Source organism: Kribbia dieselivorans NBRC 106261 (assembly GCF_001552435.1).
In the GTDB taxonomy this organism is placed as follows: Bacteria; Actinomycetota; Actinomycetes; order Actinomycetales; family Dermatophilaceae; genus Kribbia; species Kribbia dieselivorans.
In genome coordinates, this window is sequence record NZ_BCRE01000162.1 from 1 (window position 1) to 13,197 (window position 13,197).

The following is a 13,197-nucleotide window of genomic DNA, read 5'->3' on the forward strand; positions in this document are numbered from 1 at the left end:
GGGGCTAGGCTCGCCCCCTGGACCGATCGGTTCCGGTCATGCAGAAGGCGTTGAATACTGCGCGCTCTGCATGACCGGGGCTTTCACCGGACGCTCGCCTGATGGTCATCTGCGCGTCACTTGCCGGCCACCCGGGCTGCGATTGGCTGGGGGTTCCCCGATCCGAGAGGACCCCGATGTACCGCCTTAACCTTCGCACTTCTGCATCCGTCACCGTCGCTGCTACCGGCGTCGTCGCGCTCGCGGCCGTCACCCCGGCCGTCGCCGCCCCCAGCGACACCCTGCCCGAGGCCGCCCAGCGCACCGTCAGCGTGGCGACCTACAACATCCACCACGCGGCCGGTGCCGACGGCGTGCTCAGCCTCGACCGCATCGCCGGGGTGCTCCGCGACTCCGGCGCCGAGATCATCGGCCTGCAGGAGGTCGACAACCACTGGGGCTCGCGCTCCGAGTTCGCCGACCAGGCGCAGGAGTTGGCCGACCAACTGTCGATGAACGTCTGCTACTCGGCCAACCTCGACAACGCCCCGGTCGCCGGTCAGACGCACCGCCAGCAGTACGGAACGGCGATCCTCTCCTCGTACAAGCTGCGCAACTGCACGAACACGCCGCTTCCCAACCACCCGCGCGGCGAGCAGCGTGGCCTGGCCCAGGCCGACATCAACGTGCGGGGCACGACGTTCCGCTTCTTCAACACCCACCTGACGCACAACAGCACGCCGGGCCGGTTGGCACAGGCCAAGGTCGTCAATGACATCGTTACTGCCACGACCACCCCCAGCGTGCTCGTCGGCGACCTCAACGCCCGCCCCGACTCGGCCGAGTACCCGGTGTTCACCTCGGTGCTCAGCGACGTGTGGCCGGTCGTCGGCGAGGGCCTCGGTTACACCTTCGACAGCGACGACCCGAAGGGCCGGATCGACTACATCCTGACCTCCTCGGACGTCACGCCCCGCTCGGCCGAGGTCATCGAGACGATCGCCTCGGACCACATGCCGGTCGTGGCCGAGGTGACCCTGCCCCACCCGGGTGACGTGCACGCGGCTCGCTGACCGGTCAGCCACGGTCATGCAGAACGCGTTGAATACCGCGCGTTCTGCATGACCAGGGCGTGCGTACGCTCGCGGGGTGACCCGTTCCCCATGGCCGCCGCCGAGTCCGCTCAGTCCGCGCACGCTCGTGACCGAGACGTGGCTCGTGCTCGGAGTCTCGCTCGGGGCCTCGGCGGTCTGGGCGGTGCTGTCGATCCTGCGCAAACTCAGCCAGCCGGGCGGCCTGGCCGATCAGACCACGGCGATGAACACCCCGTTCGTCGACAGCCCGACGTGGGACCTCGTCTACCAACTCACGAGCATCGTGCTCGTGCTCGTCCCGGTCGCCCTCGCCCTGCATCTGCTCGGTCGGGACGTCGCCCACCCGGCCCGCGTCATCGGGTTCGACCGCGCCCGGCCCGGGTTCGACCTCGCCCTCGGCACGGGGTTGACGGCGGCCATCGGTATCCCGGGGTTGGCGCTCTACCTCGTTGCCCGCGAGATCGGCCTGAACACGACGGTCGCAGCGGCCAACCTCGACGCCTACTGGTGGACGGTGCCGGTGCTCATCCTCCTGGCGATCAAGAACGCCGTGCTCGAGGAGGTGCTCATGGTCGGGTACCTGCTCACGCGCTGGGGTCAGGCGGGCTGGCGGAAGTGGACCGCGATCGGCCTCTCGGCCCTGATCCGCGGCGCTTACCACCTCTACCAGGGGTTCGGCGGGTTCGTCGGCAACATCATCATGGGAGTCGTGTTCGGCTGGCTCTTCACGCGCACTCGCCGGACCATGCCCCTGGTCGTCGCGCACACGCTGCTCGACGTCGTCGCGTTCGTCGGTTACGCGCTCGTGGCGCCACGGGTGGGGTGGCTGTAGGCCACTACTTCTGCGGCGTCACGAGCACGGAGTGCTGATCGCCGAGCACACTGGCGAAGACCCCGGCCGCGCGCTTCTCATCCGGGGAGAACCAGAGGAACAGTCGCCCGGACAGACCACGCATCGTGACCGGGATGTCCTCGGATTCAGTCGACGCTCCGCGCATGTCCCAGACCCGCCCGTCGGGCAGCGTGACGGCCATGTGGCCCTTGCGCGATCCACCCGGCTGCGGGGTGGTGTCGATGACGAGGTCCGCGGGGCGGGCCGCCACCGCCTTGTGGAACCACGAGGGCAACCACCCGGAGAGCGCGGCCTCGTGCATGGGCTTCTCACCCTCGGTGGCATCGGTGATGAGCGTGGCCAGCGCGACGTTGCCGTCCGGCCCCCAGAACTGCCCGTTGACGTTGGCGGCGTCCACGTAGAACTGACCGTCGTGTGTGGCCTCGAAGGGACCGCTCAGCACCGGCGCCGCAAAGGAGCCCAGGGGCCACCCGGAGCGTACCCACCATCGTCGCCCGTCTCGGGCAGTGACGACGTCGTACTGGCCCGGGCGCCGCTGCCACGTGGCCGGTCCGAAGTAGGCCGGTGGCAGCGCCTCAACCCCGCGCCACCGACGGATCCCGTGCCACACCGCCGTTCCCATGAGACACGACATCAGCACCGCGACCAGGAACGTCAGCCACCCTTCGGCCTCGCCGGTGGTCCGGATCAGCCAGAGCCCGGCGAACACCAGGATGACGAACGCCAGGAACAACGGCACCGTGAACAGCAGGCTCCACGGCGGGACGCTCCGCTGCCGACGGTCTCGCTCCCGGGCTGCCTCGTACTCGGCGTGCCGCCACTGCTCGGTGCTGGTGCCGCCGTTGTTGGTGCCCCCGCTGCTGATCCCCTGGTTCATGCCCCAACCCTTTCGGATCGCCGTACGGCCCGCAACGGGGCGCGCTCCCCCGTCCAACCCGGCCGACCTCGTCCAACCCGACCACACCGCGCTCCGCCCCGGACATGCCCGTGGGCCCCGGTCTCGACGAGGAGACCGGGGCCCACGGAAGGCTCACCCGGTTGTGGCATCAGCCCGGGTGGCGGTGACTCAGCGCAGGTACTTGCCCGAGTTGCGCAGGTCGTTGTTGAGCTGGGAGATCACGTCCAGCGGGATCTCCTTGGGGCAGGCGGCGGCGCACTCACCGATGTTCGTGCATCCGCCGAAGCCCTCGCCGTCGTGGGTGGCGACCATCGCCCGCACGCGGGAACCGCGCTCCGCCTGGCCCTGGGGAAGCTCACCGAGGTGGGTGATCTTCGCGCCCATGAAGAGCATGCCCGAGGCGTTCGGGCACGCGGCGACACAGGCACCGCAGCCGATGCAGGTGGCCGCGTCGAAGGCGCGGTCGGCCTTCGGCTTAGGCACCGGCGTCGAGTGGGCCTCCGGAGCGGACCCGGTGTTGGCGGAGATGAAGCCGCCGGACTGGATGATGCGGTCGAACGCGCTGCGGTCGACGACGAGGTCCTTGACCACCGGGAAGGCGTCGGCGCGCCACGGCTCGACGGTGATGGTGTCGCCGTCGTTGAACGAGCGCATGTGCAGCTGGCAGGTCGTGGTGACCTCCGGGCCGTGTGCCTGGCCCGAGATCATCAGACCGCACATGCCACAGATGCCCTCACGGCAGTCGCTGTCGAACGCAACCGGGTCCTCACCCTTGGCCGTGAGCTGCTCGTTGAGCTCGTCGAGCATCTCGAGGAAGGACTCCTCCGGCGAGATGCCGTCGATCTCGTACGTGTGCATCGACCCCTTGGCGGAGGCGTTGGCCTGGCGCCAGATCTTCAGTGTCAGTCTCACTTGTAGCTCCGCTGCTTCATCTCGATGAACTCGTAGACCAGGTCCTCCTTGTGCAGGACCGGCGCGCCCATGCCGTTGGGCCCCGGCTGGCCGCCGAACTCCCACGCACCGACGTAGGCGAACTCGTCGTCGTGACGCAGCGCCTCTCCGTCTTCGGTCTGGGACTCGGCGCGGAAGTGACCGCCGCAGGACTCGCGGCGGTGCAACGCGTCGATGCACATGAGCTCGCCCAGCTCGAGGAAGTCGGCCACGCGACCGGCCCGCTCGAGCGCCTGGTTGAGCTCCTCGTTCTTGCCCAGGACCTTGACGTTGGTCCAGAAGTCGGCCCGCAGCGCGCGGATCTTGTCGATCGCGAGCTTGAGGCCCTCCTCGGTGCGCTCCATGCCGCAGTACTCCCACATGATGGAGCCGAGTTCGCGGTGGTAGGAGTCGACGGTGCGGTTGCCGTTGGAGTTGAGGAAGTAGTTGATGCGCTCCTCAACCGATGTGCGGGCCTCGACGACGGCCGGGTGGTCCTCGGAGATCTTCTCGAACGGCGCATCCGCGAGGTACTCACGGATCGTGTTCGGCAGCACGAAGTATCCGTCGGCCAGACCCTGCATCAGGGCCGAGGCGCCGAGGCGGTTCGCGCCGTGGTCGGAGAAGTTGGCCTCACCGGCGACGAACATGCCCGGGATCGTGGACTGCAGGTCGTACCCGACCCAGAGGCCACCCATCGTGTAGTGCACGGCCGGGTAGATACGCATCGGCGTCTCGTAGGGGTTCTCCCCCGTGATCCGCGCGTACATGTCGAAGAGGTTGCCGTACTTCTCCTCGATGGCCGGGCGACCCAGGCGCTTGATCGCGTCGGCGAAGTCGAGGTAGACGCCACGACGCACGTCGCGGGTCACGCCGTCGGGGCCGACCTCGGAGATCGACGGGCCGACGCCGCGACCGTCGTCGCACATGTTCTTCGCCTGGCGGGAGGCGATGTCACGCGGCACGAGGTTTCCGAAGGAGGGGTAGATCCGCTCGAGGTAGTAGTCGCGGGCCTCCTCGGGGAGGGTGCGCGGGTCCTTGTCGCAGTCCGCGGCGTCCTTGGGCACCCAGATGCGCCCGTCGTTGCGCAGCGACTCCGACATCAGGGTCAGCTTGGACTGCTTGTCACCGTGCTGCGGGATGCAGGTCGGGTGGATCTGCGTGTAGCAGGGGTTGCCGAAGTAGGCACCCTTGCGGTGCGCACGCCACGTGGCGGTGACGTTCGAGCCGACGGCGTTGGTCGAGAGGAAGAAGACGTTGCCGTAGCCGCCGGTGGCCAGCACGACCGCGTCGGCCAGGTGCGTCTCGATCTCGCCGGTGACCATGTCACGCACGATGATGCCGCGGGCCTTGCCGTCGACGACGACGAGCTCGAGCATCTCGTGACGGGTGAACATCTCGACCGTGCCGGCCGCGATCTGCCGCTCGAGGGCCTGATAGGCGCCGATGAGCAGCTGCTGACCCGTCTGGCCGCGGGCGTAGAACGTGCGCGAGACCTGCACACCACCGAACGAACGGTTGTCGAGCAGACCGCCGTACTCGCGCGCGAAGGGCACACCCTGCGCGACGCACTGGTCGATGATGTTCACCGACTCCTCGGCGAGGCGGTGGACGTTGGACTCGCGGGAGCGGTAGTCGCCGCCCTTGACGGTGTCGTAGAAGAGGCGGTGGATCGAGTCGCCGTCCGCCTTGTAGTTCTTGGCCGCGTTGATGCCACCCTGCGCGGCGATGGAGTGCGCGCGACGCGGGGAGTCCTGGTAGCAGAACGACTTCACCTGGTAGCCGGCCTCGCCGAGCGTGGCTCCGGCGGCGCCACCGGCCAGGCCGGTGCCGACGATGATGACGGACAGCTTGCGGCGGTTGGCCGGGTTGACCAAGCGGTTGGCGTCCTTGGTCCGCTCCCAGCGGGTCTCGATCGGGCCGGTCGGCGCCGACGGGTCGACCAGCGCCTCGCCCTCGGTGTACAGGCCGTGAATGAGTTCGGTCATGTCAGCCGCCCCTTACTTCGCGATCAGGCCGAAGGCGACAGCCAGCGGCGGGATGAGGAAACCGACAACCGTCAGCGCGGCGACGATGAGGGCGATGCCCTTGGCGGTCGCGCGGGCCGAGGGCGAGTTCGCCCAGCCCAGCGTCTGCGTGGCGCTCCACAGACCGTGGTTGATGTGCATGCCCAGGGCGATCATTGCCAGCACGTAGATCAGCACGACCCACCAGATCTTGAACGACGCGGTCGCCATGATGTAGGGGCTCGCGTCGATCTGTGCCTGGGTGTAGTCGGCGTTGATGTTGGGCTTGACGATCGTGAAGTGGATCAGGTGGAAGATCACGAACAGGAGGATCGTCACGCCACCCCAGCGCATGAACCGCGAGGAGAGCGAGGCCTGGGCCATCTTGTGCACCGCGTACCGGGTGCTGCGCGCGTTGTTCGCACGGCCCCACAGGGTGAACGCGGCGTACGCGTGGATGACGACGGAGACCAGCAGGACGATGCGCATGATCCAGAGCAGGCCCATCTTCGGGAGCATCGGCTCCCCGAAGACCCGCAGGTGGTGCGCATACTCGTCGAAGGCAAGCTGGCCGCTGAGCAGTTTCAGGTTGCCGTACATGTGAGCGAGGACAAAGAGCACGAAGATCACGCCGGTGACGGCCATCGAGATTTTCAACCCGATGGACGACCGGCCCGTCCCGCGCTTGGCTGGGGAGAGGGTCGTAGATGCCACAACGCGTAACGTACCCGAGCCGCGACGAGTTCCACGTCACAGGGGCGGCATTCCGGCAGGGTTCTGACCTGCGGTTACACGACCGTAATAGACAAGGTTGACGTGTCGTAAATGAGCGTTCGGAGCGCCCGTGGCGGGCGGCGTCAGGCATAGTGTGCCGCCATGGACGACCCGGATCCCACCCTCACACGCACCCTCGTCACCGCGACGACGCCACGCGGCGAGGTCGCCCTCCGGGAGCGCGGCTCCGGCACCGGCGTCGTCCACGAACTCGTCGTCGCCGGGGTCTTCGCCATGGATTCGGTCGACACGTCCACCGAGGTGCTGCTCGCCCGGCGGAGCCTGGACCTGGTGGCCGAGCCGACGCGGGTGCTCGTGGGCGGGCTCGGATTGGGATACACGGCGCTGGAGGTCCTCAAGGACGCGCGGGTCCGGGGCCTCGACGTCGTCGAGATCGAGGAGGACCTGGTCATCTGGGCCCGGCTGGGGCTGACCCCGACCCTCGGGCTGGTGGCACGTCACCCGCGCGTCCATCTCCGGAGCGCCGATGTGGCGGCGGTGTTGACCGGCGCAGCGGATGAGCCGGTGGGCCCCTGGGACATCGTGCTGCTCGACGTCGACAACGGCCCGAGTTTCCTCGTGCACGCCGGCAACGCACACCTGTATTCCGAGGCCACCCTGACCGCGGCCCTGTCCCGGGTCGCGCCCGGCGGCATCCTCGCCATCTGGGCGGCCCAGCGTGAACCCGCCCTGCTGACCCGACTGCGCTCCCTGGCGCCGACCGAGGAACTCATCGTCCCGGTGTCGCGCGAGGGGCGCGAGTTCGACTACGCGCTCTACGTCGCGCGCGCCGCCACCGCCGCGTCGTAGAGCACCTTCCGACTCAGGCCACTCGCCTGCGCCACCGCGGCCGAGGCGTCCTTGAGCCGTTCTCCCCCGGCGACCCGCTCGAGCACCTGCGCCACGGCGGTGTCCAGGTCGGCCACAACGGGTTCGGCCCCGGCGACGACCACGGTGATCTCACCGCGCACCCCGTCGGCGGCCCAGGTTGCGAGGGTGGCGAGCCCGCCGCGCTTGACCTCCTCGTAGGTCTTGGTCAGTTCACGACACACGGCCCCACGGCGCTCCGGCCCGAACGCCTCGGCCATGGCCGTGAGGGTCTCGGCAATGCGATGCGGAGCCTCGAAGAACACCATCGTGCGCGGCTCCGTCGCGAGGGCTGCGAAAGTCCGGGCCCGCTCGCCGGCCTTGCGCGGAGGAAACCCCTCAAAACAGAACCGATCGACCGGCAGCCCGGAGACGGCCAGGGCCATGAGCACCGCGCTCGGGCCGGGCACGCAGGTGAGGTCGAGATCGGCGTCGATGCACGCGGTCACCAGGCGGTAGCCGGGGTCCGACACCGACGGCATGCCGGCGTCGGTGACGAGGACGACCCGGTCCCCCGCGGCGATCCGCGCCACGAGTTCGGGCGTCTTGGCGGCCTCGTTGTGCTCGTGATAGCTGACGATCTGCCCCGATGGCTCGACCCCGAGATCGGTGCACAGGCGCCGCAGCCGCCGGGTGTCCTCGGCCGCGACGACATCGGCGCGGGCCAATTCCTCCGACAACCGCGGAGCGGCGTCACGCGGGTCCCCGATGGGGGTGGCAGCAAGCACGAGGAGACCGGACACGTGCCGCATCCTCTCACCGTCGCCCCTGTGGAGAACCGTTCGCCGGTGTCGGCGCCTTCCGACGGGATCGGGCCATGACGAACCCGACCGAGATGAGGCACCATGACAGCTGTGACAACCCTTCCGCAGGGCCGACCGCTCACTCGCGCTGATCTGGCATCGACACCCGATGATGGTCACCGGTACGAGCTCATCGACGGCGCGCTGATCGTGACACCGTCACCGTCGTTTGCGCACCAGCGAGTCGTCATGTCACTGATCCGCGCGATGATCGATCCACCGGCCGAGCTGGAGCTGCTGGCCGCACCCTTCGACATCCCGCTGGCCGACGACACGGTGCTCCAACCCGACGTGGTCATCATCAAGCGCCCCGAGGACGCCTACGACCCCGGCGACCCGGAGTTGGTGCAGGCGATCGAGGTGCTCTCGCCCAGCACCCGACTGATCGACCTCAACCTCAAGAAGACACGTCTGGAGCAGGCCGGAACTGCGTCCTACTGGGTGGTCGACCCACTCGAGCCCATGCTGATTGCCTGGGAGCTTCGTGACGGCGGGTACCTCGAGGTGGCTCGGGTGGTCGGCGAGGAGGAATGGACGTCGACCACGCCATTCGGCGTGACGATCTGCCCGGCGGCCCTCGCGCGCTGACGGCCCAGCTCATCGGACCGCTCGCTCGCCCTAGAGTGACCGTCATGACCCGAACCGAGGAGCTGCGCGACCGCCTGCTCGGCTTCCGGCCCACCGATGCGCTGTGGGGCTGGCTCGGGCCGCTGTTCTTCGCGGTCGTCGGCGGGATTCTGCGCTTCTGGCAGCTCGGGCGCCCGCATCAGCTCGTCTTCGACGAGACGTACTACGTCAAGCAGGGCGTCTCGATGCTCGAGTGGGGCGTCGAGATGCGGTGGAAGGCCGAGGGCGAGAAGGTCGACCCGACGTTCACCACCGGAGTCCCGCTCGACGTGTTCAACCCGAACGAGGGCGACATGGTCGTCCACCCGCCGGTCGGCAAGTGGATCATCGCGTTCGGTGAATGGCTCTTCGGCACGACCTCGTCGTTCGGCTGGCGGTTCTCGGTCGCGGTGCTCGGCACGGTCTCGATCCTCATGATCGGGCGGATCGCGCGGCGCCTGTTCGGCTCGACGCTGCTCGGCACGTTGGCGGCGTTCCTGCTCGCGTTCGAGGGGCACCACTTCGTGCACTCGCGCACCGGGCTGCTCGACCTCATCCTCATGTTCTTCGCCCTCGCCGCATTCGGTGCGCTCCTCATCGACCGGGACGCCTCGCGCGCCCTGCTGGCCGAGAAGGTCGGCGCGGTACCGCTGGGCGAGCGGCTGCGGTACGGGCCGTGGTTGGGATGGCGGCCGTGGCGGCTGGTCGCCGGCATCAGCTTGGGTCTGGCCGCCGGGACGAAGTGGTCGGGTCTGTACTTCCTCGTCGTCTTCGGGCTGATGACCGTCTGGTGGGAGCTCGGTGCCCGCCGGGCCGCAGGGATCTCCCGGTGGTTCTCGGGCACGATGCTCCGCGATGCTCCGCAGGCGTTCGTGACCGTCGTCGGCGCGGTCGGCGTGACGTACCTCGCGTCGTGGGTGGGGTGGTTTCGCAGCGACCGCGGTTTCGACCGCAACTACGCCGAGCTCAATCCGCCCAGTGATCGGTGGGCGTGGGTGCCCGATGCGCTGTTCAGCTTCGGGCATTACCACCAGCAGATCTTCGAGTTCCACCGCGGGCTGAACACGCCCCACGACTGGCAGTCGAACCCGTGGAGCTGGATGATCCAGGGGCGTCCGACGTCGTTCTTCTACGAGGGGCCCAAGCGGGGGGTGGAGGGCTGCGCGGTCGACGAGTGCAGCAAGGCCATCAACTCGATCGGGTCGGTGTCGATCTGGTGGCTGGCGACGCTGGCCCTCGTGGTGCTCGTGTACTTCTGGATCGGTCGGCGCGACTGGCGGGCGGGGGCGATCCTGGCCGGGTTCGCCGGCGGGTGGCTGCCGTGGTTCCTCCTGCAATCACGCACGATGTACACCTTCTACGCGGTGTCGTTCGTGCCGTGGGTCGTCCTGGCCTGCGTGTTCGTCTGCGGCCTGGTGATCGGACGCCACGACGCTCCGCCCGTGCGACGGCAGGTGGGGCTGTTGCTCGTAGGGGCGTACTGCATGATCGTGCTCGCCAACTTCGCGTACTTCTGGCCGATCTGGACCGCGCAGGTCATCCCGCTGGCCGAATGGAACAACCGGATGTGGTTCCCCAGTTGGCGTTGACGCCACGGTCCTGATACCACGTGCGGCCGCTGCCCCGATCGGGCAGCGGCCGCACGTGTCAGTGGTTCGGTCGGAATCAGTCGCCGACGGTGTCGCGGGCGCGCTTGACGATCAGCGGGTCGGGGTCGTAGACGACGTTGGGGTCCTTGCCGTCGTAGTCGAACTGGTTGAGGAAGTGACGGATCGCGTTGATCCGGCCGCGCTTCTTGTCGTTGGACTTGATCGTCGTCCACGGCGCTATGTCGGTGTCGGTCTGGCGGAACGTCTCCTCCTTGGCCGCGGTGTAGTCCTCCCAGCGGCCGAGGGACTCCAGGTCCATCGGGGAGAGCTTCCAGCGACGCACCGGGTCGATCTGGCGGATGGCGAAGCGGGTGCGCTGCTCGGCCTGGGTGACCGAGAACCAGTACTTCGTCAGCGAGATGCCCTCGTCGATGAGCATCTCCTCGAACCGGGGTGCCTGGCGGATGAACCGCTGGTACTGCTCCTCGGTGCAGAAGCCCATGACGCGCTCGACGTTGGAGCGGTTGTACCAGGAGCGGTCGAAGAGGACCATCTCGCCGTGCGTGGGCAGGTGCTGGATGTAGCGCTGGAAGTACCACTGGTGCGCCTCGCGGTCCGAGGGCTTCGTCAGGGCGACGGTGCGCGCCGCGCGGGGGTTGAGGTGCTCCATGAAGCGCTTGATCGTGCCACCCTTGCCGGCGGCGTCGCGGCCCTCGAAGACGATGACGTGCTTGTCGCCGGTGTCCTGGGTCCAGTATTGGAACTTCAGCAACTCGACCTGGAGCAGGTACTTCTCGATGTTGTACTGCTCGCGGGACATGCGCTCGTCGTAGGGGTAGTCCTCGCGCCAGGTGTCGACGGCGGAGCCGCCCGGGTCGATGAGGTCGGGGTCCTCACCCTCGGGGCTGCTGACCGTGTACCCCTCGGTGCGCAGGCGGTCGATGTACTCACGGAGGTTCTGCTGCACTTCAGCTCCTTGGTGGCGCGGCGGGTCGAGGACAGTCTGCCGGAGAGGTGCGCGGTGCGCGCGGTGCGGGGCCGAACGAGCCCGGCGCATCGCCGCCCTCAACTGGCCCGCACGCCGGGCCGGGCTCGGCCATAGTGGAGGGCATGAGTGGACCAGTCACCGCCGAAGACGTCTCCGACACCCCCGACTCCGGCCACCCCAGTGCGCCCTGCATCGAGGTGACCGACAGCCATGAGGCGGCCGTGGGTCACCTGACCGTGCGGCGTGCGCTGCCGCGTCGGGCCCGTCGCATGATCGGAGCGTGGTGCTTCGCCGACCACATGGGTCCGGCGGATGTCACCGAGAACCACAGTCTGGATGTCGGGCCACACCCGCACATCGGCCTGCAGACAGTGACGTGGCTGATCGACGGCGAGGCACTGCACAAGGACAGCCTCGGCTCCGAGCAGGTCATCAAGGCCGGGCAGTTGAACCTCATGACCTCGGGCAACGGCATCACCCACTCGGAGGAGGCCACCGGGCATTACCGCGGCACACTGCAGGGCATCCAGCTCTGGGTGGCCCTGCCCGAGGCGACGCGCGCGGGCGGATCGCTGTTCGAGCACTACTCCGATCTGCCGCAGGCCGACCTCGACGGTGGGGTCGCGACGGTGTTGGCCGGTGAGTTCGCCGGTGCCACCAGCCCGGCGCGGCACGACACGGCCCTGGTCGGCGCCGAGCTGGACCTGCGCGCGCCGACGACGATGGGTCTGGAGTCGACCTTCGAACACGGCCTGGTCGTGCTCGAAGGGGAGGTCGGGCTCGACGGCACGACCCTGACTCCGGGCCACCTCGGATACCTCGGTGAGGGTCGTGACGAGTTGCACCTGGCCGTGCGTGGGCCGGCGAAGGTCATGCTCATCGGCGGAGTCCCGTTCAACGAGCAGATCGTCATGTGGTGGAACTTCGTCGCGCGCACCCGCGAGGAGATCACCGACGCCTACCGCGACTGGGCGGCGCAGAACGCCGACCGGTTCGGCCGGGTGAACTCGAGCCTGCCGACGATCCCGGCGGCGGCGCCGACCTGGCTGCGGCAGGAGCCGACCCAGCTCTAGCTCGGGGCCGCGGAGGGATCTCACTGGGGCGGGGCCCGGTCGGCGAATTCGCTTCGCTAGGCTGACGGGGCTGGTGACGCGTGGCCGAGTGCTGCGCCCATCACGCACGCCCTGTACGCATTGCCTCGCCGGCATCCGGGGTCACCGCCGCTCCCCCGTGGCCACGACCCCCACCGGCCAGGTCCAACCGGGGAGGTCCCCTCCAATGACGCCGGAATCGTCGACGATGCCCCTGGCCGAGGGCTTCGCCCCCGTGTCCCACGAGCAGTGGCAAGACCTCGTCGCCAAGGTCATCAACCGCGGTCGTCCTGCCGACAAGCAGCTCGATGGCCCGGCCTCCGAGGCGCGGCTGCGCACCACCACGGTCGAGAACATCGAGATCGACCCGCTCTACCTCGCCGACGAGGCTGACCAGCCCCTCGGGCACCCGGGTGTCATGCCGTTCACCCGCGGCAGCGGGTTCCGACCGGCCCAGACGCCGTGGGGCGTGCGGGCGCTGCACGACGATCCGGAGGTCGCCACCACCGCCAAGGCCGTGCTGACCGACCTCGAGAACGGCGTGACGTCGCTGTGGTTCGAGGTGGGTGACCACGCGGTCAAGGCCAGCGACCTCGCCGCGGCGATGGAGCACGTCATCCTCGACCTCGCGCCGGTGTCCGTCACCAGCGCCACCGACCAGGCCGCCGCCGCCGACGCCCTGCGCGCGGTGTGGCGCGACCGCGGCATCGCCGGTCACC

General features: G+C 68.8%; 12 protein-coding genes and 1 pseudogene. 7 read left to right on the top strand and 6 right to left on the bottom strand.

Going from position 1 to position 13,197, the window contains the following annotated elements:
* Positions 1 to 176: 176 nt before the first annotated feature.
* The gene (locus tag KD1_RS12825; RefSeq protein WP_068402508.1) at positions 177 to 1,052 is read left to right on the top strand and encodes an endonuclease/exonuclease/phosphatase family protein; all 876 of its coding nucleotides are present in this window, start codon (positions 177 to 179) and stop codon (positions 1,050 to 1,052) included.
* Between the two features lie 76 nt (positions 1,053 to 1,128).
* Complete coding sequence (locus tag KD1_RS12830) at positions 1,129 to 1,905, top strand: CPBP family intramembrane glutamic endopeptidase (protein WP_068402510.1); 777 nt, start codon at positions 1,129 to 1,131, stop codon at positions 1,903 to 1,905.
* Positions 1,906 to 1,909: 4 nt separating this feature from the next.
* Here KD1_RS12830 and KD1_RS12835 read toward each other — a convergent pair whose 3' ends face one another.
* The 4 genes from KD1_RS12835 to KD1_RS12850 all read right to left on the bottom strand — a co-directional run bounded on the left by KD1_RS12835 (position 1,910) and on the right by KD1_RS12850 (position 6,474).
* Complete coding sequence (locus KD1_RS12835; protein WP_068402512.1) at positions 1,910 to 2,803, bottom strand: hypothetical protein; 894 nt, start codon at positions 2,801 to 2,803, stop codon at positions 1,910 to 1,912.
* A 189-nt stretch (positions 2,804 to 2,992) separates the two neighbouring features.
* Positions 2,993 to 3,736, bottom strand: coding sequence for a succinate dehydrogenase/fumarate reductase iron-sulfur subunit (locus KD1_RS12840; protein ID WP_068402514.1), 744 nt, complete (start codon positions 3,734 to 3,736; stop codon positions 2,993 to 2,995).
* Positions 3,733 to 5,742 (bottom strand): fumarate reductase/succinate dehydrogenase flavoprotein subunit, encoded by a 2,010-nt coding sequence (locus KD1_RS12845; protein ID WP_068402516.1) that lies wholly within the window; start codon positions 5,740 to 5,742, stop codon positions 3,733 to 3,735. The genes KD1_RS12840 and KD1_RS12845 overlap by 4 nt, the downstream gene beginning before the upstream one ends.
* A gap of 12 nt (positions 5,743 to 5,754) precedes the next feature.
* On the bottom strand, positions 5,755 to 6,474 hold the full coding sequence (locus KD1_RS12850) for a succinate dehydrogenase cytochrome b subunit (RefSeq protein WP_068402518.1): 720 nt from the start codon (positions 6,472 to 6,474) through the stop codon (positions 5,755 to 5,757).
* A 162-nt stretch (positions 6,475 to 6,636) separates the two neighbouring features.
* Here KD1_RS12850 and KD1_RS12855 point away from each other — a divergent pair, with 162 nt between their 5' ends.
* Complete coding sequence (locus KD1_RS12855; RefSeq protein WP_068402520.1) at positions 6,637 to 7,344, top strand: polyamine aminopropyltransferase; 708 nt, start codon at positions 6,637 to 6,639, stop codon at positions 7,342 to 7,344.
* On the opposite strand, the gene rsmI is transcribed toward KD1_RS12855, so the two are convergent.
* The gene (gene rsmI, locus KD1_RS12860) at positions 7,311 to 8,153 is read right to left on the bottom strand and encodes a 16S rRNA (cytidine(1402)-2'-O)-methyltransferase (RefSeq protein ID WP_068402522.1); all 843 of its coding nucleotides are present in this window, start codon (positions 8,151 to 8,153) and stop codon (positions 7,311 to 7,313) included. The two genes, KD1_RS12855 and rsmI, sit on opposite strands and share 34 nt — an antisense overlap.
* 93 nt (positions 8,154 to 8,246) lie before the next feature.
* On the opposite strand from rsmI, the gene KD1_RS12865 reads away from it, so the two are divergent.
* Together KD1_RS12865 and KD1_RS12870 are read left to right on the top strand one after the other, a co-directional pair.
* The gene (locus tag KD1_RS12865; protein WP_068402524.1) at positions 8,247 to 8,792 is read left to right on the top strand and encodes a Uma2 family endonuclease; all 546 of its coding nucleotides are present in this window, start codon (positions 8,247 to 8,249) and stop codon (positions 8,790 to 8,792) included.
* A 44-nt stretch (positions 8,793 to 8,836) separates the two neighbouring features.
* The gene (locus KD1_RS12870) at positions 8,837 to 10,399 is read left to right on the top strand and encodes a dolichyl-phosphate-mannose--protein mannosyltransferase (RefSeq protein WP_068402526.1); all 1,563 of its coding nucleotides are present in this window, start codon (positions 8,837 to 8,839) and stop codon (positions 10,397 to 10,399) included.
* A gap of 76 nt (positions 10,400 to 10,475) precedes the next feature.
* Here the strand turns inward: KD1_RS12870 and ppk2 are convergent, their stop codons facing one another.
* The gene (ppk2, locus tag KD1_RS12875) at positions 10,476 to 11,366 is read right to left on the bottom strand and encodes a polyphosphate kinase 2 (RefSeq protein ID WP_068402528.1); all 891 of its coding nucleotides are present in this window, start codon (positions 11,364 to 11,366) and stop codon (positions 10,476 to 10,478) included.
* 143 nt (positions 11,367 to 11,509) lie between these two features.
* Between ppk2 and KD1_RS12880 the strand changes: the two genes are divergently transcribed.
* Together KD1_RS12880 and KD1_RS12885 are read left to right on the top strand one after the other, a co-directional pair.
* Complete coding sequence (locus KD1_RS12880) at positions 11,510 to 12,460, top strand: pirin family protein (protein WP_068402530.1); 951 nt, start codon at positions 11,510 to 11,512, stop codon at positions 12,458 to 12,460.
* Between the two features lie 205 nt (positions 12,461 to 12,665).
* Positions 12,666 to 13,197, top strand: a pseudogene (locus tag KD1_RS12885) (methylmalonyl-CoA mutase family protein); the annotation flags it as partial.

Coding starts and splice junctions, on each gene's coding strand:
- KD1_RS12845 (WP_068402516.1), bottom strand. CDS start 5,742: ATGACCGAACTCATTCACGGCCTGTACACCGAGGGCGAGGCGCTGGTC.
- KD1_RS12865 (WP_068402524.1), top strand. CDS start 8,247: ATGACAGCTGTGACAACCCTTCCGCAGGGCCGACCGCTCACTCGCGCT.
- KD1_RS12855 (WP_068402520.1), top strand. CDS start 6,637: ATGGACGACCCGGATCCCACCCTCACACGCACCCTCGTCACCGCGACG.
- KD1_RS12825 (WP_068402508.1), top strand. CDS start 177: ATGTACCGCCTTAACCTTCGCACTTCTGCATCCGTCACCGTCGCTGCT.
- KD1_RS12880 (WP_068402530.1), top strand. CDS start 11,510: ATGAGTGGACCAGTCACCGCCGAAGACGTCTCCGACACCCCCGACTCC.
- KD1_RS12870 (WP_068402526.1), top strand. CDS start 8,837: ATGACCCGAACCGAGGAGCTGCGCGACCGCCTGCTCGGCTTCCGGCCC.
- rsmI (WP_068402522.1), bottom strand. CDS start 8,153: ATGCGGCACGTGTCCGGTCTCCTCGTGCTTGCTGCCACCCCCATCGGG.
- KD1_RS12835 (WP_068402512.1), bottom strand. CDS start 2,803: ATGAACCAGGGGATCAGCAGCGGGGGCACCAACAACGGCGGCACCAGC.